Origin of the sequence: Halobacillus litoralis, from assembly GCF_004101865.1 — a bacterium.
GTDB lineage: Bacteria > Bacillota > Bacilli > Bacillales > Halobacillaceae > Halobacillus > Halobacillus litoralis_A.
Genome location: NZ_CP026118.1, coordinates 2,394,523 through 2,414,132 on the forward strand (window position 1 = coordinate 2,394,523; position 19,610 = coordinate 2,414,132).

The 19,610-nt window shown below is 39.9% G+C and carries 26 protein-coding genes and 2 pseudogenes; 18 read left to right on the forward strand and 10 right to left on the reverse strand.

The window, feature by feature from the left end; genetic code table 11:
* Positions 1-68: 68 nt before the first annotated feature.
* From HLI_RS12180 to HLI_RS12230, 11 genes and pseudogenes are all read left to right on the forward strand, one after another.
* Positions 69-659 carry a TetR/AcrR family transcriptional regulator gene (locus HLI_RS12180; RefSeq protein ID WP_128525211.1) on the forward strand — a complete coding sequence of 197 codons (591 nt, stop codon included), beginning with the start codon at positions 69-71 and terminating at the stop codon, positions 657-659.
* A 116-nt stretch (positions 660-775) separates the two neighbouring features.
* A complete protein-coding gene (locus HLI_RS12185; protein ID WP_128525212.1) occupies positions 776-1,798 on the forward strand; it encodes a DJ-1/PfpI family protein in 1,023 nt (340 codons plus the stop codon).
* 191 nt (positions 1,799-1,989) lie between these two features.
* Positions 1,990-2,411: pseudogene (locus tag HLI_RS12190) on the forward strand (DUF2306 domain-containing protein).
* A gap of 23 nt (positions 2,412-2,434) precedes the next feature.
* The gene (locus HLI_RS12195) at positions 2,435-2,806 is read left to right on the forward strand and encodes a DUF1516 family protein (RefSeq protein ID WP_128525213.1); all 372 of its coding nucleotides are present in this window, start codon (positions 2,435-2,437) and stop codon (positions 2,804-2,806) included.
* A gap of 113 nt (positions 2,807-2,919) precedes the next feature.
* Positions 2,920-3,924 (forward strand): DUF3231 family protein, encoded by a 1,005-nt coding sequence (locus HLI_RS12200; protein ID WP_206659611.1) that lies wholly within the window; start codon positions 2,920-2,922, stop codon positions 3,922-3,924.
* A gap of 113 nt (positions 3,925-4,037) precedes the next feature.
* Positions 4,038-4,409 carry a CidA/LrgA family protein gene (locus HLI_RS12205; RefSeq protein WP_128525214.1) on the forward strand — a complete coding sequence of 124 codons (372 nt, stop codon included), beginning with the start codon at positions 4,038-4,040 and terminating at the stop codon, positions 4,407-4,409.
* Complete coding sequence (locus HLI_RS12210; RefSeq protein ID WP_128525215.1) at positions 4,402-5,091, forward strand: LrgB family protein; 690 nt, start codon at positions 4,402-4,404, stop codon at positions 5,089-5,091. The genes HLI_RS12205 and HLI_RS12210 overlap by 8 nt, the downstream gene beginning before the upstream one ends.
* A gap of 356 nt (positions 5,092-5,447) precedes the next feature.
* A pseudogene (locus tag HLI_RS12215) lies at positions 5,448-6,226 on the forward strand (metal ABC transporter ATP-binding protein).
* On the forward strand, positions 6,226-7,083 hold the full coding sequence (locus HLI_RS12220; RefSeq protein ID WP_128525216.1) for a metal ABC transporter permease: 858 nt from the start codon (positions 6,226-6,228) through the stop codon (positions 7,081-7,083). Before HLI_RS12215 ends, HLI_RS12220 begins: the two are co-directional and overlap by 1 nt.
* Positions 7,080-7,490: a Fur family transcriptional regulator gene (locus tag HLI_RS12225; RefSeq protein WP_128525217.1), complete on the forward strand. Its 411-nt coding sequence runs from the start codon at positions 7,080-7,082 to the stop codon at positions 7,488-7,490. Before HLI_RS12220 ends, HLI_RS12225 begins: the two co-directional genes overlap by 4 nt.
* A gap of 109 nt (positions 7,491-7,599) precedes the next feature.
* Positions 7,600-8,610: a metal ABC transporter solute-binding protein, Zn/Mn family gene (locus HLI_RS12230; protein WP_128525218.1), complete on the forward strand. Its 1,011-nt coding sequence runs from the start codon at positions 7,600-7,602 to the stop codon at positions 8,608-8,610.
* Here HLI_RS12230 and HLI_RS22135 read toward each other — a convergent pair.
* Both HLI_RS22135 and HLI_RS12240 read right to left on the reverse strand, forming a co-directional pair.
* Entirely contained in the window at positions 8,607-8,678 is a 72-nt protein-coding gene (locus HLI_RS22135; RefSeq protein ID WP_431357402.1) for a ZinT/AdcA family metal-binding protein, read from the reverse strand. The two genes, HLI_RS12230 and HLI_RS22135, sit on opposite strands and share 4 nt — an antisense overlap.
* 235 nt (positions 8,679-8,913) lie before the next feature.
* Positions 8,914-9,444, reverse strand: a complete 531-nt coding sequence (locus tag HLI_RS12240; protein ID WP_128525219.1) for a hypothetical protein — start codon at positions 9,442-9,444, stop codon at positions 8,914-8,916.
* Between the two features lie 267 nt (positions 9,445-9,711).
* On the opposite strand from HLI_RS12240, the gene HLI_RS12245 reads away from it, so the two are divergent.
* The gene (locus HLI_RS12245) at positions 9,712-10,164 is read left to right on the forward strand and encodes a helix-turn-helix domain-containing protein (RefSeq protein ID WP_128525220.1); all 453 of its coding nucleotides are present in this window, start codon (positions 9,712-9,714) and stop codon (positions 10,162-10,164) included.
* A 137-nt stretch (positions 10,165-10,301) separates the two neighbouring features.
* Here the strand turns inward: HLI_RS12245 and HLI_RS12250 are convergent, their stop codons facing one another.
* From HLI_RS12250 to HLI_RS12280, 7 genes are all read right to left on the reverse strand, one after another.
* Positions 10,302-11,114 (reverse strand): ZIP family metal transporter, encoded by an 813-nt coding sequence (locus tag HLI_RS12250; protein ID WP_128525221.1) that lies wholly within the window; start codon positions 11,112-11,114, stop codon positions 10,302-10,304.
* 407 nt (positions 11,115-11,521) lie between these two features.
* Positions 11,522-11,977, reverse strand: coding sequence for a hypothetical protein (locus tag HLI_RS12255; protein WP_128525222.1), 456 nt, complete (start codon positions 11,975-11,977; stop codon positions 11,522-11,524).
* A gap of 78 nt (positions 11,978-12,055) precedes the next feature.
* Positions 12,056-12,424 carry a hypothetical protein gene (locus HLI_RS12260; protein WP_128525223.1) on the reverse strand — a complete coding sequence of 123 codons (369 nt, stop codon included), beginning with the start codon at positions 12,422-12,424 and terminating at the stop codon, positions 12,056-12,058.
* A 147-nt stretch (positions 12,425-12,571) separates the two neighbouring features.
* Positions 12,572-12,778: a hypothetical protein gene (locus HLI_RS12265; RefSeq protein ID WP_128525224.1), complete on the reverse strand. Its 207-nt coding sequence runs from the start codon at positions 12,776-12,778 to the stop codon at positions 12,572-12,574.
* Between the two features lie 132 nt (positions 12,779-12,910).
* Positions 12,911-13,222: a hypothetical protein gene (locus tag HLI_RS12270; protein WP_128525225.1), complete on the reverse strand. Its 312-nt coding sequence runs from the start codon at positions 13,220-13,222 to the stop codon at positions 12,911-12,913.
* 43 nt (positions 13,223-13,265) lie between these two features.
* Positions 13,266-13,454: a hypothetical protein gene (locus HLI_RS12275; protein WP_128525226.1), complete on the reverse strand. Its 189-nt coding sequence runs from the start codon at positions 13,452-13,454 to the stop codon at positions 13,266-13,268.
* A gap of 72 nt (positions 13,455-13,526) precedes the next feature.
* Positions 13,527-13,715, reverse strand: a complete 189-nt coding sequence (locus HLI_RS12280) for a hypothetical protein (RefSeq protein WP_128525227.1) — start codon at positions 13,713-13,715, stop codon at positions 13,527-13,529.
* 608 nt (positions 13,716-14,323) lie between these two features.
* Between HLI_RS12280 and HLI_RS12285 the strand changes: the two genes are divergently transcribed.
* Positions 14,324-15,832 (forward strand): malate:quinone oxidoreductase, encoded by a 1,509-nt coding sequence (locus HLI_RS12285; protein WP_241655841.1) that lies wholly within the window; start codon positions 14,324-14,326, stop codon positions 15,830-15,832.
* Between the two features lie 82 nt (positions 15,833-15,914).
* Positions 15,915-16,250, forward strand: a complete 336-nt coding sequence (locus tag HLI_RS12290; protein ID WP_128525229.1) for a hypothetical protein — start codon at positions 15,915-15,917, stop codon at positions 16,248-16,250.
* Between the two features lie 4 nt (positions 16,251-16,254).
* Here HLI_RS12290 and HLI_RS12295 read toward each other — a convergent pair whose 3' ends face one another.
* The gene (locus HLI_RS12295; RefSeq protein ID WP_128525230.1) at positions 16,255-16,464 is read right to left on the reverse strand and encodes a hypothetical protein; all 210 of its coding nucleotides are present in this window, start codon (positions 16,462-16,464) and stop codon (positions 16,255-16,257) included.
* 349 nt (positions 16,465-16,813) lie between these two features.
* Here HLI_RS12295 and HLI_RS12300 point away from each other — a divergent pair, with 349 nt between their 5' ends.
* The 4 genes from HLI_RS12300 to HLI_RS21645 all read left to right on the forward strand — a co-directional run bounded on the left by HLI_RS12300 (position 16,814) and on the right by HLI_RS21645 (position 19,492).
* Positions 16,814-17,437: a hypothetical protein gene (locus tag HLI_RS12300; RefSeq protein WP_128525231.1), complete on the forward strand. Its 624-nt coding sequence runs from the start codon at positions 16,814-16,816 to the stop codon at positions 17,435-17,437.
* Between the two features lie 35 nt (positions 17,438-17,472).
* On the forward strand, positions 17,473-17,946 hold the full coding sequence (locus HLI_RS12305; RefSeq protein WP_128526879.1) for an NUDIX hydrolase: 474 nt from the start codon (positions 17,473-17,475) through the stop codon (positions 17,944-17,946).
* A gap of 213 nt (positions 17,947-18,159) precedes the next feature.
* Entirely contained in the window at positions 18,160-18,843 is a 684-nt protein-coding gene (locus HLI_RS12310) for a VOC family protein (RefSeq protein ID WP_128525232.1), read from the forward strand.
* Positions 18,844-19,345: 502 nt separating this feature from the next.
* Positions 19,346-19,492: a hypothetical protein gene (locus tag HLI_RS21645; protein ID WP_164908546.1), complete on the forward strand. Its 147-nt coding sequence runs from the start codon at positions 19,346-19,348 to the stop codon at positions 19,490-19,492.
* The last annotated feature ends 118 nt before the right edge of the window (positions 19,493-19,610 follow it).

The window sequence follows — 19,610 nt, forward strand, 5'->3', positions numbered from 1 at the left end:
TAATTTGTAAGCATGTACGGCTTTCATTATAATTAAACTTAAAGTTAAGAGGAGTAAGGAGTTTTAAAATGAGTAAGCAAGATGAGGTCTCTCAGAAAATTATCGATAAGTCACTGAGGCTTTTTAATACAAATGGAATTCATACGACTTCTATCCAAGATATTATGAATGAGACCGGTTTACCTAAAGGAGCCATTTACAGAAGGTTTAAGAATAAAGATGAAATCGTCTTAGCCTCATATGCAAAAGCAGGATTAATCATAGACTCCTTTATGCGGGAATCAATTGAAAATAAGAACACTGTTACGGAAAAGGTTATGGCAATATCAAATATCTATTTAGATGCAGTGGATAACCCGCCCATTGAAGGAGGATGTCCTATGCTGAACACTGCTATTGAGAGTGACAGCAATTTTCCAGAACTGAAGACGATGATGGCAGAGGCTTTTCAACAAATGATTTTGTTCGTTGAATCTTTACTTCGTGAAGGTATAGAGAATGGAGAATATACGACTGAGATGGAACCACGTTCTTTGGCCTCCCATTTATTGTCATCAATGGAAGGGGCGATCATGACGAGTCGGCTTTCATTAAGCAATGAGTATGTGGAACATACAATAAAATATACAGAAAGGCTGTTAGCTACCTACACGAAGTAGGTGTCAATAAATAGACATATTCATTCAATTGGTTTTTCACAGTGATTAAGTTACAATAAAACCAGACCGGACGGTCCGGTCTGGTCTGGTTTTATCATGAATAATGAGGTGTCCTAATGAATGTTCAAATTATGCTGTTTGAAGGATTTGATTTATTAGATGTCGTAGCTCCTTATGAAGTATTTTCTGCAGCTAATCAGTTTACTGAAGAAGAAATCGACGTTCGTTTTGTAAGTGTAGACGGGGGAGGCGATGTTTTAAGCGGTATAAATGATTTCCCTTTTAAAGTGGAAGGAAAACTGGATGCATCTAAAAAAGGGATTGTGCTTGTACCGGGATCATCAGGGTCAATGGTCGATGGAGAAGCTGATTCCATACCAATGAAGCTTAAAAAAGCATCTGAAACAGAAATGGGAGATTTCATTAGGAATGCCGTTAATGATCCGGAAATGACTGTCACTTCCGTCTGTGGTGGCTCCTTGTTAATAGCAATGACAGGATCTATTGAAGGGCGGAATGTCGTCACACATCATATGGGCATGGATTTACTATCGGCAACAGGAGCAAATGCTGTGAACGCTCGTGTCGTAGACGATGGGGATATTATTTCTGGAGCAGGAGTAACTTCTGGTTTGGATCTTGCTATCTATGTTGTGGAAAGAGAACTTGGTCCTAGGATTGCCTATGAAGTGGAGCAGTTGTTTCAATATGAGAAGAGAGGGATCGTATGGAAGAATGAAGGCGCTTTGCCCATGGGCTATAACTCCTCAAAAAGGAATGACGAAGAACTTACGGTGACTGAAACTCATGAATCCCATCCACTTCAAGAGGAGATTGAAGGGACGTGGGAAGTCACCATTTCGACTCCTATTGGAGAAATAGATGTAACCTATGAATTAGAAATTAAAGATAACAAGCTCATTGGAATCGCAGTTACGGATGGTGATCAATCGGAACTGGAGAAAACAGAAGCCATCGGTAACAGGTTGAAGTGGAAGCAGCAGGTCAAAAAGCCAATGAAAATAAATTTGAATTTTGATGTCTCGATTAATGGAACTACCCTTGAGGGGCAAGCTAAGGCAGGAATGATCTCATCCAAGTTAAAAGGGTCTAAGGTATTTAACAAAGGAGCAGTATGAAAAGAAGAAAGTCTTTAATTGTAATCCTGTCTTTGGTTTCTGTGATGTGGGTTCTGCATACGGCATCAAAAAATTTCATAGTCGATCCTGCATTCACTTCTTTTTTGGACAAAAAAGAGATAGATTTAGCTGACGAAGACCTATGGATCGTGATGATCAGAATCCATATCACACTTGCAATCGTTGCTTTAATGACTGGTCCATTAGGTCTTTCAAAAAGAATTAGAAATAATAATCCTTACTTGCACCGGTGGAATGGCCGTATCTATATCTTGGCGATCCTGTCAAATATGGTACCTGGTTACTATGTTGCCATTTATGCGAATGGCGGTTTGCTGAGTGTGATGGTTTTTGGATATTGAATACATTATGGCTTCTTACAACAGTAAATGGATACCTGAATATAAGGAGAAGAGAAATCGCTCAACATAGAAAGTGGATGTTAAGAAGTTTTTTTCTGACCTATGCAAATTTAACCATCTATATTGTTGTCGCTATTTTTCATAATGGGCTTCACTTTGACTATGGTATTTCTTATATCGTTGCTGTTTGGTCATCATTCACTATCAATTTAGTACTAGCAGAGTTTTTTATTCGAAAATCGAACATCTAATTAAAATGTAAAGAGGTTTAACGATGAGCTATATTTTAGAAAATATCGGTTTGTTTCAGACGATTCATCGCAGCTCTTGGATATTTATTTTCACATTGTTTTTCATAACTTATTTCTTATACGGGTTGAATAAAAGCAAAGCCGCAAACATGACGCAAATGTTCTTGCGATTATTTTTTATAGTGATGTTATTTTCAGGGGTTTCATTAGTGATCGCTTATGATTTTGATCCGTTTTACGTAACCAAAGGATTGATTGCCATAATCATGATGGGGCTTATGGAAAGCAGTAATGTGAGGAGAAAGAAAGGGGGACAGAGCAAATCCGCTTTTATTGGTGGCAGTGTTTTATTAGTGTTGGTTGTATTGATGGGTTTTAGAGTAATAAGCTTCTGAAATTTCTCTGCTTTACCAAAGCGAATGAATCAAGAAAGGAGGCTGATTTCATTTAGAATAGATATTAATAATTCAAATAAAATCTGGGCAAACTCTTCCTAGAGGTGATGATTATGGGTAAGGAGAATTTAAAGCTCACTGCTGCAGAGATAGGGACATTGTGGGGGCAGTATGTGAATGGAACGGCCGTCGATACTGTAAACAAATATATGGTAACGATCATAGAGGACAAAAAGATAAAAACACTTTTCGAAGATGCAATAAAGACGTTTGGGAAACAGAAAAAACAACTGACAACATTTATTGAAAACGAGGGGTTTCCAGTTCCGGTCGGGTTTTCTGATTCAGACCTTAATAATGGCGCGGAGAGGTTGTTTTCAGATATCTTCTGTTTGCACTATTTACATATTATGACGCTGCATGGTTTGTTGGGACACACAACGTCGCTCAGTTCTTCAGTAAGAAAAGATTTACGCCATTTTTACGATTCTTGCGATGATGATGCAAAAAGAATGTATCATCAAACAACTGAATTACTGCTGGAAAAGGGTCACTTTCAACGAGATCCGTCCTTTTACCCGGAAGACAATCCGGAATTCATCCAAGATCAACAATTTCTTGATGGTATGTTTGGTGACAAGCGCCCATTAGCCGCAACTGAAATTATCGCTTTATCTCTTAATATCAAAAAGAAGATATTGGAAAAGTCACTTTCCATTGGATTTAGCCAGGTCACGCAATCAAAAGAGGTAAGAAAATTTTTAAAGAGTGCCCAAAATGCATCTGACCAGCAAATTCAAGCGCTAGGTAAAAAACTGAAAGGTGATAATCTACCTGTTCCAATGTCTTGGGAATCAGAGGTGACTGTCTCTCAGGATGCTCCTTTTTCGGATAAGTTAATGTTGTATCATATGGGGTTCTTATTACAATCTTCTCAATCCTACCATGGAGCAGGTCTTGCATCTGCCATGCGAATAGACCTCGTCGCGACTTATGAGAAGATCATATTGAAAAACATCATGATTACAAAAGAATGGTTCAATGTAATGGCAAAAAATAAGTGGCTGGAGCAAACACCTCTAGCTCCAAATCGTCTGGAAATTGCAAAAGACAAATAAAAGTTTCCTGCTCTCTGATTAACTTTGAGGGCAGGATTTTTTGTGTGCTCACAACATTCCTATATAATATAGAAAGTATACTTCCATCTCACAACTAGAAAGAAGGATCACACGTGCCAAAGGTCTTCACTATTATTTTGCAAATCATAGGATTATACGTAATCTATCTATTCGGAACACTTATTCAAAACACCTTTGACCTGTTCATTCCAGGCAGTGTCATCGGTTTGATCGTCCTGTTTGCACTCCTGTCTCTGAAAATCATCTCGGATCGCTGGCTTAAGCAGGGAGTAGGATTCATGATTACCCACCTTCCGTTTTTCTTTATCCCAGCCACGGTCGGGGTTATGAGCTATGCCTATGTATTCGAAGGGAAAGGTGCAATCCTAATTCTCATCGGCTTGTTGAGTACGGCTTTAGTGATGGGGATTTCAGGATTTGTCGCTCAGTGGATGGCGCGAAGGAGGGAGGCAGCCCATGAATGAAGTTCTGACAGCTGTACTTATGATCGGGCTGACGATCCTCTTCTACCAAGGGGCGTTATTCATTTACCGTAGATTTCGCCGGATCTATACCGCCCCGATCATCTTATCGACACTGGCGATCATCGCTTTGCTGCTTTTATTCCATCTTCCATATGAAACGTACATGACAGGGGGCAAGTGGATCGATCATTTGCTTGGTCCGGCGGTGGTTGCGCTTGCTTATCCGCTTTATCAATACCGTGATGTTTTGAACAGAATGCTCCTGCCGATTTTGACAGGGACGTTGATTGGCGCGTTCGTCGGGGTTACTTCTGGACTTCTGCTCAGCAAGTGGGCCGGGTTCAGTGAGTTGATCATCCATTCCATCGTTCCTAAATCGGTGACGACACCTGTCGCAATGTCGATTGCAGAATCAAGCGGCGGCGTGATGCCCCTCGCAGCTGTGTTTGTTATGATTGCAGGCATTGGCGGGGTGCTGATACATCCTGTGGTGATGCGCTATGCCCGTCTGACCCATCCACTTGGAAAAGGGGTCGGCATGGGAAGTGCCTCGCATGCGATCGGGACAGCGACTTCGATGGAACGGGACCCGCTCGAGGGCTCTGTCAGCACCATTGCGATGGTGTTGAGTGCCGTCATCGTTTCGGTCTTAGCTCCGGGGTTGACGTTGCTTCTTATGTAAAAAAAGTGTCTGCCCTCTTGTGTGAGGGCAGACACTTTTTTCTGTCAATATATGTTTTCCTAGCGAATTCCAATTCTTCTTAAACATAAGATTCTACTGTTCCCTCTATGGTTTTAATCGATCAGATTCAATTAAAGAAAGCTCCCAGCGAATAAACTCTTCAGAGGGAGAAGAATATTCTTGATTCACATCGAATCCTCCTTTACAATTAACATGAGTCAAATCGTAATGACTATGAATTAACTATACTGATATTAACTAGAACATAAGAATCGACGTCATAGAAAGTGTATAGTTCATCTATGTTTGAGTAATAAAATGATTCGTAATCATTACTATTTTGTGAGGGGTATCGAATGAGTAAAAATAAGATAGTAGAAATGAAAAATGTATCTTTTAAATATGATAAAGAATGGGTAGTCGAAGATGTGAACTTCACTATCAGGGAGGGCCAATTCCTTGGATTGGTCGGTCCGAACGGTTCAGGAAAATCTACTTTGATTAAGCTGATTCTTGGACTTAATAAGCCTGCTAAAGGAAGCGTGCACGTATTTGGCCAGCCTATTAAACAATTTAGGAACTGGAAAGAAATCGGGTATGTATCACAAAAATCGAACAGTTTTAACTCCGGTTTTCCTGCAAGTGTTTTGGAAGTAGTGAAATCAGGTCTTGTCTCAAGACTCGGTGCCTTCCGATTTTTCAAACGAGAGCACACACAAAAAGCGCTTGAGGCGTTAAAGGTTGTTGAAATGGAAGATTATGCAAACACCAATATTGGAGAACTTTCGGGGGGCAGCAGCAAAGAATATTCATTGCCCGTGCTCTTGTTAGTGACCCTTCCCTATTAATTCTGGACGAGCCGACAGTCGGAGTCGATGCGAAACATGTCACGGAGTTTTACGATTTGTTGGCAAGGCTGAATCAGGAAAATGGGATCACCCTTCTTTTGATCACGCATGATATAGGTACAATCACCAAACATGCGACCCACGTAGCTTGTATGAATAAGACCATCCATTTCCATGGTGCATCAGAGGAATATGATCAATTCAGTGATCAGGATTTGACGCGGATGTATGGCCACAATGTCCAGCAACTCACTCATAATCATGAGCATGGGGAGGTGTCTTCCTGATGTTTGAGAGCTTTTTCCAATATGAATTTTTGCAAAACGCGGCAATCACAGGTATTTTAATTGGTCTGGTTGCACCCTTGCTTGGAGTGTTTATCGTTGTTCGGAGGCTTTCTTTAATTGCAGATGCTCTTTCCCATATTACATTGACGGGAATAGCGGCCAGTCTGTTATTAGAAAAGAGAGTATCCGGAATAAATGATTGGAATCCCGTTTATATGGGGATGGCCTTTTCAGTTATAGGGGCTGTTTTAATCGAGCGCTTAAGAAAAGTGTACAAGCATTACGAAGAGCTGGCGATTCCGATCATCCTGTCTGGCGGGATTGGTTTAGGAGTGATTTTGATTTCTCTGGCCGACGGTTTCAACACGGACTTATTCAGCTATTTATTCGGAAGTGTAACCGCTGTGAGCCGGTCGAATATGTGGACCGTTTTAATCATTACTTCAATCGTATTGTTGATCGTCCTCTTGTTTTATAAAGAACTGTTTGTCTTATCGTTTGACGAGGAACACGCATCGATTTCAGGTGTCAGTGGACGTTGGGTTCACCTTTTATTTATTTTGATGGTAGCTTTAGTGATTGCTTCCTCTATGCAAGTGGTAGGAATCCTGCTGGTTTCGGCATTGATGACTTTGCCGGTAGCTTCTGCTTTACGCCTTTCTACAAGTTTTAAGCAGACGATCGGATTATCTGTATTATTCGGTGAAACCTCTGTCATTATCGGTTTGTTTTCGGCTTATCACCTCAGCGTACCACCTGGGGGCACGATTGTTATGACAGCGATTCTCATTCTGATTTTGACTATAGCTTACAAAAAAGTGAGTACACAATTCTCGATAAAGGGTGAAGCATTATGAACTTGAATACAGCTATCCAAAAGCTAAAAGAAAAAGGGTATAAGCACACCAGACAGAGAGAACGGATGCTGGAAATTTTTGTTAATCAAGACCAATATATCGCTGCAAAAGAAGTTCTGAAAATGATCCAGGAAGATTTTCCGAGTGTAAGTTTCGATACGGTATATAGAAATTTATACCTTTTGACAGATGAGGATCTACTGGAAGCGACAGAGCTTCACGGGGAGAAACATTTCCGTCTGGCCTGCACTTCCAACGGCCATCATCACCATTTCATCTGTACGTTTTGCGGGAAAACCAAAGCTGTCGAGTTCTGCCCTATGCAAACCATGGATGATAAATTGGAAGGATACCAGATTGAAAATCACAAATTTGAGATTTACGGGGCATGTCCTCAATGTCAGTAAGCCGGTGTAATTTAACCGGCTTTTTTTAGAAGATCAAAAAGTAATCAGTACTATTTACAATTAGTAACCATTACGATATAATCGTTGAGAAATGAAAAGGGGGAGAAGAATGTTTAAAAGAACTTTAGGCATAATCAGTCTAGCTGCTCTCATTTTTGTGTTAGCTGCATGTTCAGATAAAGAGGATAATAGCAGTGAAAACTCAAGTGAAGATTTAAAAATATTTACAACAGTCTATCCTATGCAGTTTTTTGCTGAGCAGATCGCAGGAGACCAGGCTTCCGTAGAATCGATCTTGCCAGCTGGATCAGACCCACATACTTATGAACCGACGAGCAAAAAGATGGTAGAAATTGCAGAGGCTGATGCTTTCATTTATAACGGAGCTGGTTTAGAGTCCTATGCAAAAAAAATCTCAGAATCAATTCAATCCGAAGATGTCAAAATATTAGAAGCTTCAAAAGGGATTGATTTAGAAGAACACGTCCATAACCATGAAGGAGAAGAAGGCAATCATGAGGACGACGCACACGCTCATGAAGATGAGGGCAACCATGAAGAAGAACATGAGGGACATGATCATGGGAATCAAGATCCGCACGTCTGGCTTGACCCTATCCGCTCAATCCAACTAGCTGAGAATGTCAAAGATACCCTTGTGGAGCTTGAACCTGAACAAGAAGAGACATTCAACAAAAACTTTGAAAAGCTTAAAGAAAAGCTAAAAAATTTAGATCAAGAGTACCATGCACAACTGGAAAGTTTACCTAAGAATAAGATCATCGTCTCGCATTCCGCTTATGGATACTGGGAGCAAGCTTATGGAATTGAACAAATCGCCGTTTCTGGCTTGAGCCCCACCAATGAACCATCACAGAAAGAACTGCAAACAATCATAGAGAAAGCTGAACAGCACAATTTGAATCATGTTTTTTTTGAACAGAACGTAACACCTAAAGTTGCCGATGTAGTTAGGAAAGAAATAGGGGCAGAAACCTTACGTATTCATAACTTGTCTGTGTTGACAGAGGAAGATATTAATAATGAAGAGGATTACTTCACGCTTATGGAGTATAATTTAGATCAATTAACAACAGCCTTAGCCGGGTCATCCCCCTAATAGAGATGGTAATGCCCCGCATCAGTAGGTTTAATGCTATGATCACTAAATCCAATATAATTGCGCATGGAAATCAACCAGTCCTGATAGATATTTTAAAAACATCGATCTTGGTAACAAAAGTGTACAAATAGTATAAGGAGAGAAAGCAATTATATTAAAACCTTAATATAATTGCTCTCCTCATGAAAAAAGTGTCTGTACTCCCGCAAGAGAGTCAGACACTTTTTTATCGTCTAGGTAATTATAAACATTAAACTATGAGTAACTTATCATCGTGCCTGGGCGCTTACTCACTTGGTTTCACTTCTTCGGCCAGATGAAGTGGCTGATGGCGATTAAAAAATCGATCCCCAGGACTAGTGTCCAAAGTTTGAGCACGCTTGATAACGCTTCTGTCCGTACAGGGTCATCAATAAGAAAAATCATGCTGGCAAGAAAGGCGGCCCCGATCACATAGGCAACAACATGACGCACCCAGCCTTTAAAGTAGTGCTTGGCATGGGAGATGCCAGAAAGTTTTTCAGGACGCGGGCCCTGTTTTGTTATGTAATACTGAAACCTTACATCTGCCCACTCAATCATGCTCTTTCCGAATGCTACGGAGACTCCGATATATATAGCTGCAATTGCGTGGGCCATTGTGGCTGTCGCCCCGTTCCCCAAGTCTACACTCGTCGTCACTAATAAAATCAGATCAATCACGGGAGTCAATGCTAACAGGAATAGCCCCAGCTTTTTCCGTTTGAAAATATAACGTGTGACGAGTCCTGCAGCAATCACTACCCAAAACCCGATCTCACTTGCGACAATCATCCAGGCAACAAAATCCATCTTTCCACCCCATTCTAAATCAACTATATTCAAGTTTAGATATATGCTGGATTACTTTCAAGATGAATACGTATCAACTTAGTTAACAGTTTCAAAGGTAATGAGAATCAGACTAAGTTTCCTTATGAATTTTTCCTCATGCCGCGCCAAATGAAGGAACTCAGCATGTAAACTTCTAAGTGCGAGGCCTTGCAACCAGCGCGTTCTTTACTATTTCACTAAAATCCGGCGATAATGGAGTATAAACCGAGAAAGGTGATCGCTGATATGAATTTTGCAGACAAATTAAAACAGAACAGAAAAAACAAAGGCTGGTCTCAGGAAGAATTAGCGGAAAAATTATTCGTGAGCCGGCAGTCTGTTTCCAAATGGGAAAACGGGCAAAATTATCCGAGTATTGAAATCATCATTCATTTAAGTGATCTGCTCGGTGTAACCATTGATGAATTATTGAGGAGTGATGAAGAATTGAAGGAAAAGGTGATTAACGACAGCAAGCAGTTGGCCCACCCAAGGCTCAAGGCGTTCTTTGATGTCACTTTTTTAATCGGGGTAGCACTTTTGATCGCAAAAATATCTGTTCTCATTGTGAATAGGACCACGTCGTTAGATATCCCTTTGTTCGGCGGGTCTTTTGTTTGGAACTTTGGACCTTTGGTTCTCATGGTGGCTGCAGGGCTCGGCGCAGAGTTTGTTAAAGATAAGTATATAGAAGACTGACTTTATCCTATACAAATTTGAAGGCAGTATTCGGGACAAGTCACAATTAAAGAGTCTTACCGATATTGCATATTGAGTGAAGCTTTTAGATTTGCCCAAGCTTCTAATAAATCAAGGCCCTTCAGGGGGGCCTTTTCCTATCCTAATGCGACATCCAGTGTCATCATCAAAGCAAATCCGACCATTAAACTTATTGAGGCTATCTGCACATGGCCTTTTTCCTGGGAGCCAGGGATGATTTCTTTGGCTACAACAAAAATCATAGCTCCTGCTGCAAAGCTTAAAGCGTAAGGAAGGAGGGGCTGGATGAAAATCACAGCCAGTGCTCCTGCGACAGCCGCGATGGGCTCTACCGCTCCAGAGGCCTGTCCGTAGAAGAAGCTCTTCTTCTTAGACATTCCATCCCTGCGTAATGGCAGCGAAACTGCGGTACCTTCAGGGAAGTTTTGGATCCCGATCCCGAGGGCCAAAGCGATGGCACCTGAAAGGGATCCTGTGGAAAAATCGACAGCTAAGGCACCGAAAGCGACACCAACTGCAAGACCTTCAGGTACATTGTGGAGGGTGATGGAAAAAATCAGCAGAGATGTTCTCCGTTTGGCCTTTTTATCTTTTATTTCGTGTAAGAAGTTGTCATTCTTCTCTAATACCGGCAATATTTGATCGACCATCATCAAAAACAAGCCGCCTAAAAGAAACCCTATTAAAGCAGGAAGCCATGAGGGCGTCCCGTTTGATTCAGCCATTTCAATTGCAGGGGCAAGCAGGGACCAGAAGCTGGCAGCAATCATAACTCCTCCGGAAAAAGCCAGCATCCCATCCATCGCTTTCTGGTTTTGTTTCTTTCCTATAAAGACGAGAGCTGCTCCGAGAGCTGTCATTCCCCAGGTGAAAAGGGTGGCTGCTAAGGCTTGTAGAACTGGGTTTAAATCAGTGAAAAAATCCATCATAGTGAAGGAACTCCTTTTGCATAAGCGAAATGTTTTTCCTTAGTGCAAAATTATATGCCTGTATCAAATGAATTGTCAATTGTTCTGTTTAAGTACAATTGAGGGAATATCTATTCCGAGTCTCTGTTCTTGTTGAATGAATGAAGGATGAACATAAGGATGAGATAGGCCCATAAGGCAATGACCAGTGCTCCAATGATGTTGAATTCATCGCTCAAGTATGGACTCACTAAAATCACAGCTAAAAGGTACAGGAAGCGAGCGATATCTTTATTTTTAGCTCTGCGTGAAATTCTTTTATCATCACTCAGCTGATTGCAGCCTCTCCTTTTATTCTATACTTCACTATAGTAGTACCTCCGGTGATGAAGGGGCTCAATTATGTATATCAAATAACTGATGGCTTCTTATAATCTATTGATATTGCGGATTTCTCCGGCGGTATAACCTGCCCAGGCACCGATAATCGGAGTAGCATCAAGAGGGAATTCCAATCTTACAGAGTCAAATTCCATGACCAACAACACTACTGTAATACCAATAGTTAAAACACTAATCAGTACAGTTCCCAGGGTTTTCTGTCGCTTCCAGCGCTTTTCCCCCAAATGGTCTTTATCGAAGGAAAGTACACGCTGTGTGGACTTGGTACCGATTGCGTTTCCTGTTATAAGGGTACACCATGAAGTCGCGGTAATGATCCAGAAAACCACGCAGCATAAATTAAAAATGAGGGGGGCCGTTCCGCCGTTCTCTGCATAAAAACCAAACGAAACAACTATCAGCAGCATCACTAAATTGTACAGAATTAAGTGCTTCTTTTTCAGACGCTTTATTTCCTGTATCTCCCATTTTTCTTCATCCATTTTACCCCTCCTTTACTTTTGGCTATAAAATCCCGCTTGGTTATAATTTTCAGATCCTGATAAGGGGAGTCCCTTATCTTAATTAATTAGACTTAGGTAGTGATTTTTAACATCTTGCAGGACGCTATATAGGTCAAAGGATGCTTCAACGGCAATATATAAGGCAATAATACTCGCTGATACCCCTACTATTGTGCCCCCACCTTTAAGTGAGTCTCTGTTCTTCTTATATATGAAAAACGAAATTCCTGCCACAATTAATATGTATGATAACGATATTATTAGTTTTGAAAGGATCACTTTACTATCACTTACAGCCCTCATGAAATTTTGTAATTGTTCTTCATTGTTTCGATTTGCTTCAATAATGGTTAGATCTTCTTTGTAACCAACCTTCCATAAAAATGTATTTTTCTCTTTTGTTATGGTGTACTCATAACCCATCACTTTACCATCACCAATAATGCCTGAATATTCTTGTGTGTCTTCTTCCCCCTTCGTACAAGCTGATAATAGTAAAATGAAACATAACCATACAACCTGGATATATTTTTTTATGATTTCACCTCCTTTTAATGAGGACTTTATACTGATTTACGGATAAAAACCAATGACATTTAATATAGCAGTTCCGACACACGTTACAATAATACCGGTTATAGTCGTCACAACCACGGTTTTGAGGTCTCTTGCCTCCACCCACACCGTAATTCCGATAATTATTGTAAAAAGTATACCGAAAAATAATGAAGCGACTGGATTTGTGGGGGTTATCCAATCAAACCAACTGATCGAACTCATTATTAACGCCTCCATTCAAGTTAGAATTGCTGTCACCTTGAAACAATGTTATGGCGTTCTTCATGATGCTTGATGGGATTGTGATCTATCAGCTTTTTTTATGGAAATTCGATAAGGATCGCTCCTGCCATATCACTTTCCTTTTCCTCTTTCTATCGATAGGATCCGTTCACTCTTCTGGAGTAACTCTTCATTTAATTCCTGAATGCTGGCCCAAACCCTGGATTTGTATGGGTCGTCCTCAGGAAGAGAAACGGGGTGCCAGCTTCTGTACGGCTCCAAACAGACTTTGTGAGGGGACGGATGTTGGTTTTCATCCCCTTCATATGTTGTTACTTTGTATGCCTTCCCTCCATAAAGCTGTATGATATTTCCTATGCGTATTTCACTGCCAGGTTCTTCGTGGAGTTTTGCATTCAATAGTCTTTGTAATAATTTTTTCACTACAATAAAAACCCCTTTCTCATAACGGAAACAAGTGGAAAGTTCAGAGCAGTTTTTTGTTTTTCCTTTCTCTTCCGAAGAAATGGTAAAAACTTATTTCAAACAGAATAAACGCTGCTACCAATGCTCCTATATAGGGAGACGGGGAATCAATCGCTAAGAAGATAGTTAAACACAAAGCAAATGTCAATAATCCGGTGAGTATTGAGTATTTCATATGTTTCTTACCCATCCGAAAACCCCCCTTTGTATTCATTACGTATTGATGTTTATGAAGTTTCAAAAGGATTCCGGGTTTACCGTATCAACTGTTCTCCTTTTTACGGTTAAGGAAGAGAAGGAGCTTTATGATTGAATACCCGACGACCCCACCTGTGATTACGAACACCCATTGATCCCAGTCGAATCCATCGTTGCTTATCACCTCAGCGATTGTAAGACCGACTATGATTCCAACTAATAACATGAGAGACGACCTTAGATTTGCGTTCATGACATCCACCTTATCTTTATCCAGGGCGACAACATAGCCGTCCCAGCCTTTACTATCATCCAACTCTTTGGAAATACGTTCATAGTTATAAAGCGTTGATTGTTCCGTTCGATATTTTCTCTGGACTGGATCCCTTTGTATGTATCTAAACTCCCTTACAGCACACCCTGGAAATTCCCTTGATATGTTCAGCTGATGCTCTTGTAATAGCGATCATCTTTTCATCCCTCTCGTCAATGTCTATTCCAATTATTTCAAACTAACGATGGTCCGGCAATTCTTTTGTTAAGTAAGATTCCGAATGACGCTCTGAATTTATTGCATTGCTTTCCCCATGATAATAGGGCAGACGTAATAAACTTTCCGATAATTCGAGGTTATTCAAAATCATCCGGAAATTATAACATTTCCATGAAGTCGTGAGAGAAAGAGGGCCCCTGGCTGGTTGCTTCAGCGGATATTTTAATTTTGGGATAATAGTGATAAAATGGGTGTTGGATTAAAACGAATTGGAAAGATGTGTAACCAGGTCGAATCCTGTTTTGTGAGTGTACCTCTGCGGGAGCGACTCCATCTTTCCTGCAAAAATAGGGAGTATGAAAAGGGAAATGAGTAAACAACATACGAAAACAGACGTCATTTTAATTGGTGCAGGAATTATGAGTGCAACCTTGGGGTCACTCCTTAAAGAATTAGTGCCGGATTGGAAGATTCGAACTTTTGAAAAGCTTGAATGTGCCGGCGAAGAGAGTTCGAACGTATGGAATAATGCTGGAACAGGGCATGCGGCTCTATGCGAGCTGAACTATACGAACGAACAAGCGGATGGCTCCATCGATATCAGTAAAGCGATCAAAGTGAATGAACAATTTCAGGTATCCCAGCAATTCTGGTCTTATCTTGTGAACAGCCATATGATTCGTAATCCACAGGAATTCATCAGGCCATTGCCCCACATGAGTTTGGTGCATGGCAAACAAAACGTCGAGTTCCTAAGAAAGCGTTTTAATACAATGGCCGAGAATCCACTGTTTCAGGATATGGAATTTTCCGAAGACCCGGAACAGCTGAAGGAATGGATCCCGCTGATTATGAACAACCGTACATTAAATGAGCCGATAGCAGCCACAAAAATCGATTCTGGTACGGATGTCAATTTCGGTGCCTTAACTCGGAAAGTGTTTGACTATCTGGAAGACAATGAGCTTGAGGTCAACTACAAGCACAGCGTCGAGGATATTAAACGGACCAGCGACGGGGCTTGGGAAGTGAAGGTGTACGATAACGAACACGGAAGAATCGAATATCATACAACAGATTTCGTCTTTATCGGCGGTGGAGGCGGCAGTCTGCATTTGCTGCAAAAAACCGGTGTGCCTGAATCGAAGAATTACGGCGGCTTCCCGGTAAGCGGACAATTCATGGTATGTAACAATCCGGACGTCGTAGCCAAGCATTATGCGAAAGTTTACGGAAAAGCCAAAGTGGGTGCTCCGCCAATGTCCGTGCCGCATTTGGACACACGGTTTATCGATGGTAAAAGGTCACTATTGTTCGGGCCATTTGCCGGGTTCTCACCGAAGTTTTTGAAAACCGGTTCTATGCTGGATTTGGTAACATCTGTGAAACCGGATAACCTCGTTACGATGCTCGGTGCAGGTGTTAAAAATGTTTCCCTGACCAAATACCTGATTGAGCAGGTGATCGCTTCTAAAGATAAGCGCATGGAGGATATCCGTGAGTTCATCCCTGATGCCAAAAGCGAAGATTGGGATCTGGTCGTAGCGGGGCAGCGGGTGCAAGTCATCAAAGATACAGAGGATGGTGGCAAAGGGACCCTCCAATTCGGTACTGAAGTTGTCACCGCGGCTGATGGATCGGTCGCTGCCTTGTTAGGGGCTTCACCGGGCGCGTCCACTGCTGTGCACGTCATGCTTGAAGTCATCGAGAAGTGCTTCCCGCAGCATGTGAAAGATTGGGAACCGAAAATAAAGGAAATCATTCCTTCTTACGGTCTGTCTCTATCTGAAAACCCGGAACTGCTTCGGGAAATCAAGAAATCAACAGCTCAGACACTGGGCTTAGTGGATCAAGAAAATGAACGGCATACCACATAATTGAACAAGGGAGTATGTTCGGCTTTAGCAGACGAACATACTCCTTCTTTATTATTTCCGTAGACAGTAAAAGGAGCAAGCTATGGTACAAAGAAAACTATTAACAGCTTTAATCACGTTTATCATATCGGTGGCGTTTTATAGTGTTTATTTAAAGGGACCCGCACCTATTTTATTTGTTGCAATTTTTTGCGGAACACTTTTATCAATCACTGTTGGATATATAGAAAAGAAGATAAAATTTCATAGTTTTCCGCTAGGACTTATTCTACATAGTATTATAGCTTTTCTATTAACGGCTACCTTCCTTAAGGAGCATTATTTCCAAGTAACCTTTTATTTTGCTTTGCCCGTTGCTGTCGGATATTTTTTAATTGATGAAGTATTAAGGGCTAAACTTTCAAGTAAAGCACCTTAGTAGTTCATTCTCTTTTGTCCACTTCTTCATAAGGGGCTTTTCTATGTGATTCTACAGGTGCATGATTGCTATAGTCTCTATTCTTTCCACTATATATATCACTTGTTGGAGTATATTCCTGTCCTTTGGAACCCGAAGTTTTTCCTTTAATTGCGAATTTAATCACACTGATTGAAATTGCACCAATGATGACTCCTAAGATTATCAAGTTCATTAAATACAGCCTTTCTATGCTTATAGTTAATTATTTTCATATTTTAACATACACATCGTGAAACATATTTCAGAGGAAAAGTTAACAAGGGATTGTTGTCCTGGGTGTATAACGGTTATTCCGTTTTTATCATTAAGTAGTATTAACTGAATTATCATTATCGAAGTCAGCATTTTATGTTGGCTTTTTATTATGCTGCAAGGAGTTAAGATTGAAGTGAGTAATTATGGATCAGGAATATGATGCACATGAGAAGTTACGAATGAGTCTGTTTATGATACCCTTTATTTGTTAGTATTTTCCTTTATAGGGTGAGTTAAAAATTGCTATAAAGCTAAGGAGGCACCGAATGCATAAAATATATTTATCGATAATCGTGTTTCTTACTTTAGTTTTAGTTATCGTATTAACCACCTCCAGTGACAATCTAAATAATGTAGAACCAATAGACAACGCAGAGGAAAGAAAGGGAGAAAGGTCAGAACAAACTGGAGTTCCCGCTGAATCAATCAAAGAATATTTCTTAGAAGTTGAACCTAAAAAAGATATTTATAAAGAATGGGATAGTGCGGCAATACAACTGGATAAAGTTCCAGAGGATGAAAGGAAAGAGTCTGCCGCAGGATTACTTTTAGAAGCAAAAAAATCAGTAAATGCAGATGGATATATTGCGGTACCTACGCTGGAAAACTTGAATAACTTCTTTGCTCCAAGTGATCAACAGCTGAAAAAATTAATTAAAGAAAATGATGGTGTACTGCCTATTAGAATTAATAAAACCCATATTCAGTTGAAGCAAGCTGGTGAACTGATAGAAGACGATAGAATAAGTGATCAATTAAACCAAATCAATGAGGAGCTAGTAGATATAGAAATTTATAATAAAGACACTCTTTATGATTTCAGTGTAGCTTTTGATAGATATAAACATTGCATCAAGAACGTTTTGCAAATAACCAGCTCTATTCAATAATACGGGAAAGTTGAAAGTTGACAGAAAATATCAAAATGGGGGGTATAGTGGATATGACGCCAAAACATATCATTGCAGTTTCTGCTAATATTACTAACCAGAACGGAGAAACTCTTTTAGTCAAGACACACTGGCGATCAGATACTTGGGAAACTCCCGGCGGACAGGTGGAAGAAGGGGAGCCTCTTGATAAAGCTGTATCCAGAGAAGTATTGGAGGAAACGGGAATAGTCATCTCACCTGTTGGAATAACAGGAGTGTATTACAATGCTACAAAACATCTATTATCTGTCGTGTTTAAGGCAAAATATATAAGAGGGGACATAAAAATTCAACCAGAAGAAATTAAAGAGGCTGAATTCATTAAACTTACTGAGGAAAATATAGATTATTACATAACTCGTCCCCATATGAAGTCGCGCACCATTGATTGTATGAAAGCCACAAACACCATCCCTTATGAAACGTGGGAGATGAATCCATATAATCTGGTAAGTAGATTATTTTAATTAAGCAAGCGATCTTATTTATCTCTATCGTTTTTTAATGGAAAAGATCCAATATTGTTAGCGGGAAGAAGGAGGTATCCAAGATCATTCTAGTAAACCCCAGCAACATAAGAGGGCATATAAATATGTTGTTCTTATTTTTCTTTTTATATTATTCCAATGATAAATAGCGGGATTTTTATATTAGCAGGTTATTTAAAGGGGAGAAAGTCTATGGAAATAAGAAAAGTCATTTTAAAAACCAAAGATATTAAAAGCATGAAACACTTTTATACCGATACCCTTGAAATGCCATTAACAAAGGACACTGAAGAAAGTTTTCAGGTTGCTGCTGGCTCCAGTCTATTGGAATTCACCTCAAGTAAAGTTGAAGGCGACCCATTTTATCACTTTGCTTTTGATATTCCATCAAATAAGTTCAGAGAAGCAAAAGCCTGGGTGGAAGCTAAAGTGGAGTTAAATGATGAAGATGGAGAAGATGAGGCGGATTTCCCTCATATTCCTGCTCATTCTCTATATTTTTACGATCCTGCTGGAAATATTGTGGAATTCATCTCCCGCCATTCCAGCGCAGATAAGAGTGAGAAACCTTTTTCACGTAGGAGTATTCTACGTATTAGTGAAATGAGTTTAACTGTAGAGGATGCCATAAAGACTGGCCAAAAGCTTATAAATCTGGGGCTCAAAGAGCGTGATAACACCCCAATCAATGATTCATCCCTCAATTTCATGGGCAAAAGTGCAACCGGTTCTTTCCTTTTGCTAATACAGCCCGGGAGAAGGTGGATTTTCTCTGATAAAATATCAGCCGTTTTCCCTGTTGAGATCACGTTAGATACTAACGACCGAATCGTAGTAAAAGATAATAATGAAACCGTCGCTAAATCCACTTGTTGATTTTTTTTTAATACTTCATCCTTTATCCAGTAAGTTTAAAAGACACGAAATAAAGAAATCCTTTGAAGGTTACATTAGGTATCGCACACTAATATATATATAATGATGATTAAAAAAAATAGACTCACGCTAAATATAATTTTACTAGCTATTTTCTTGCCGCTCCATTGCGCTTCGATCCCTCTGATTAAGGACATTAAGAAAAATGTGGTGAGGAGAAAAAACGAAGAATGCGTTACCTCAGTGAATGCTACTAATAAAAGGTAAATAGTCCCTGCTACAATTATTAATACATCAATATTCCGTGTCATATTCAACCTTTTTTCCATAATAACCCTCCATTTTCAACCTGATTCTGAATAATTTTAAAAGCAAAATCAGTGGATTGCAAACTTCTCAATAATTCTTGAGAAGTTGGTGTTGAAACAAATAGTAGTTATCATGCGTATTTATAAACAAGGCGTACCTTGGTTAGAAATAGTGCGAAGGTGAGGGCGGTTGTATGTTGAGATTTGTTAATGATTTAGCTGGAGCGATCTATGATGCATTTAAATTTATTATAAAGTCCATGAGTTATTTATTTGCAGGAGCGATGATTGTAGGTGTTCCAATGTATCTGATCGCATGGTTGTTTGAAATGTATGCATAACATTGTTCAGTATTTAATTAACTGTACCTAAAGCAATATATTGAGATTATCTAAATGAAATTGGATATACTTTGAAGACTTCATCCCAAAAATATGAAATAATGAAAGCGGATCCAAA

What these genes read in the sequence shown, in the direction of transcription:
- HLI_RS12180 (WP_128525211.1), top strand. Translation starts at nt 69, where the DNA reads ATGAGTAAGCAAGATGAGGTCTCTCAGAAAATTATCGATAAGTCACTG.
- HLI_RS12185 (WP_128525212.1), top strand. Translation starts at nt 776, where the DNA reads ATGAATGTTCAAATTATGCTGTTTGAAGGATTTGATTTATTAGATGTC.
- HLI_RS12195 (WP_128525213.1), top strand. Translation starts at nt 2,435, where the DNA reads ATGAGCTATATTTTAGAAAATATCGGTTTGTTTCAGACGATTCATCGC.
- HLI_RS12200 (WP_206659611.1), top strand. Translation starts at nt 2,920, where the DNA reads ATGGGTAAGGAGAATTTAAAGCTCACTGCTGCAGAGATAGGGACATTG.
- HLI_RS12210 (WP_128525215.1), top strand. Translation starts at nt 4,402, where the DNA reads ATGAATGAAGTTCTGACAGCTGTACTTATGATCGGGCTGACGATCCTC.
- HLI_RS12220 (WP_128525216.1), top strand. Translation starts at nt 6,226, where the DNA reads ATGTTTGAGAGCTTTTTCCAATATGAATTTTTGCAAAACGCGGCAATC.
- HLI_RS12225 (WP_128525217.1), top strand. Translation starts at nt 7,080, where the DNA reads ATGAACTTGAATACAGCTATCCAAAAGCTAAAAGAAAAAGGGTATAAG.
- HLI_RS12230 (WP_128525218.1), top strand. Translation starts at nt 7,600, where the DNA reads ATGTTTAAAAGAACTTTAGGCATAATCAGTCTAGCTGCTCTCATTTTT.
- HLI_RS12240 (WP_128525219.1), bottom strand. Translation starts at nt 9,444, where the DNA reads ATGGATTTTGTTGCCTGGATGATTGTCGCAAGTGAGATCGGGTTTTGG.
- HLI_RS12245 (WP_128525220.1), top strand. Translation starts at nt 9,712, where the DNA reads ATGAATTTTGCAGACAAATTAAAACAGAACAGAAAAAACAAAGGCTGG.
- HLI_RS12250 (WP_128525221.1), bottom strand. Translation starts at nt 11,114, where the DNA reads ATGATGGATTTTTTCACTGATTTAAACCCAGTTCTACAAGCCTTAGCA.
- HLI_RS12255 (WP_128525222.1), bottom strand. Translation starts at nt 11,977, where the DNA reads ATGGATGAAGAAAAATGGGAGATACAGGAAATAAAGCGTCTGAAAAAG.
- HLI_RS12265 (WP_128525224.1), bottom strand. Translation starts at nt 12,778, where the DNA reads ATGAGTTCGATCAGTTGGTTTGATTGGATAACCCCCACAAATCCAGTC.
- HLI_RS12275 (WP_128525226.1), bottom strand. Translation starts at nt 13,454, where the DNA reads ATGGGTAAGAAACATATGAAATACTCAATACTCACCGGATTATTGACA.
- HLI_RS12280 (WP_128525227.1), bottom strand. Translation starts at nt 13,715, where the DNA reads ATGAACGCAAATCTAAGGTCGTCTCTCATGTTATTAGTTGGAATCATA.
- HLI_RS12285 (WP_241655841.1), top strand. Translation starts at nt 14,324, where the DNA reads ATGAGTAAACAACATACGAAAACAGACGTCATTTTAATTGGTGCAGGA.
- HLI_RS12290 (WP_128525229.1), top strand. Translation starts at nt 15,915, where the DNA reads ATGGTACAAAGAAAACTATTAACAGCTTTAATCACGTTTATCATATCG.
- HLI_RS12295 (WP_128525230.1), bottom strand. Translation starts at nt 16,464, where the DNA reads ATGAACTTGATAATCTTAGGAGTCATCATTGGTGCAATTTCAATCAGT.
- HLI_RS12300 (WP_128525231.1), top strand. Translation starts at nt 16,814, where the DNA reads ATGCATAAAATATATTTATCGATAATCGTGTTTCTTACTTTAGTTTTA.
- HLI_RS12305 (WP_128526879.1), top strand. Translation starts at nt 17,473, where the DNA reads ATGGGGGGTATAGTGGATATGACGCCAAAACATATCATTGCAGTTTCT.
- HLI_RS12310 (WP_128525232.1), top strand. Translation starts at nt 18,160, where the DNA reads ATGGAAATAAGAAAAGTCATTTTAAAAACCAAAGATATTAAAAGCATG.
- HLI_RS21645 (WP_164908546.1), top strand. Translation starts at nt 19,346, where the DNA reads ATGTTGAGATTTGTTAATGATTTAGCTGGAGCGATCTATGATGCATTT.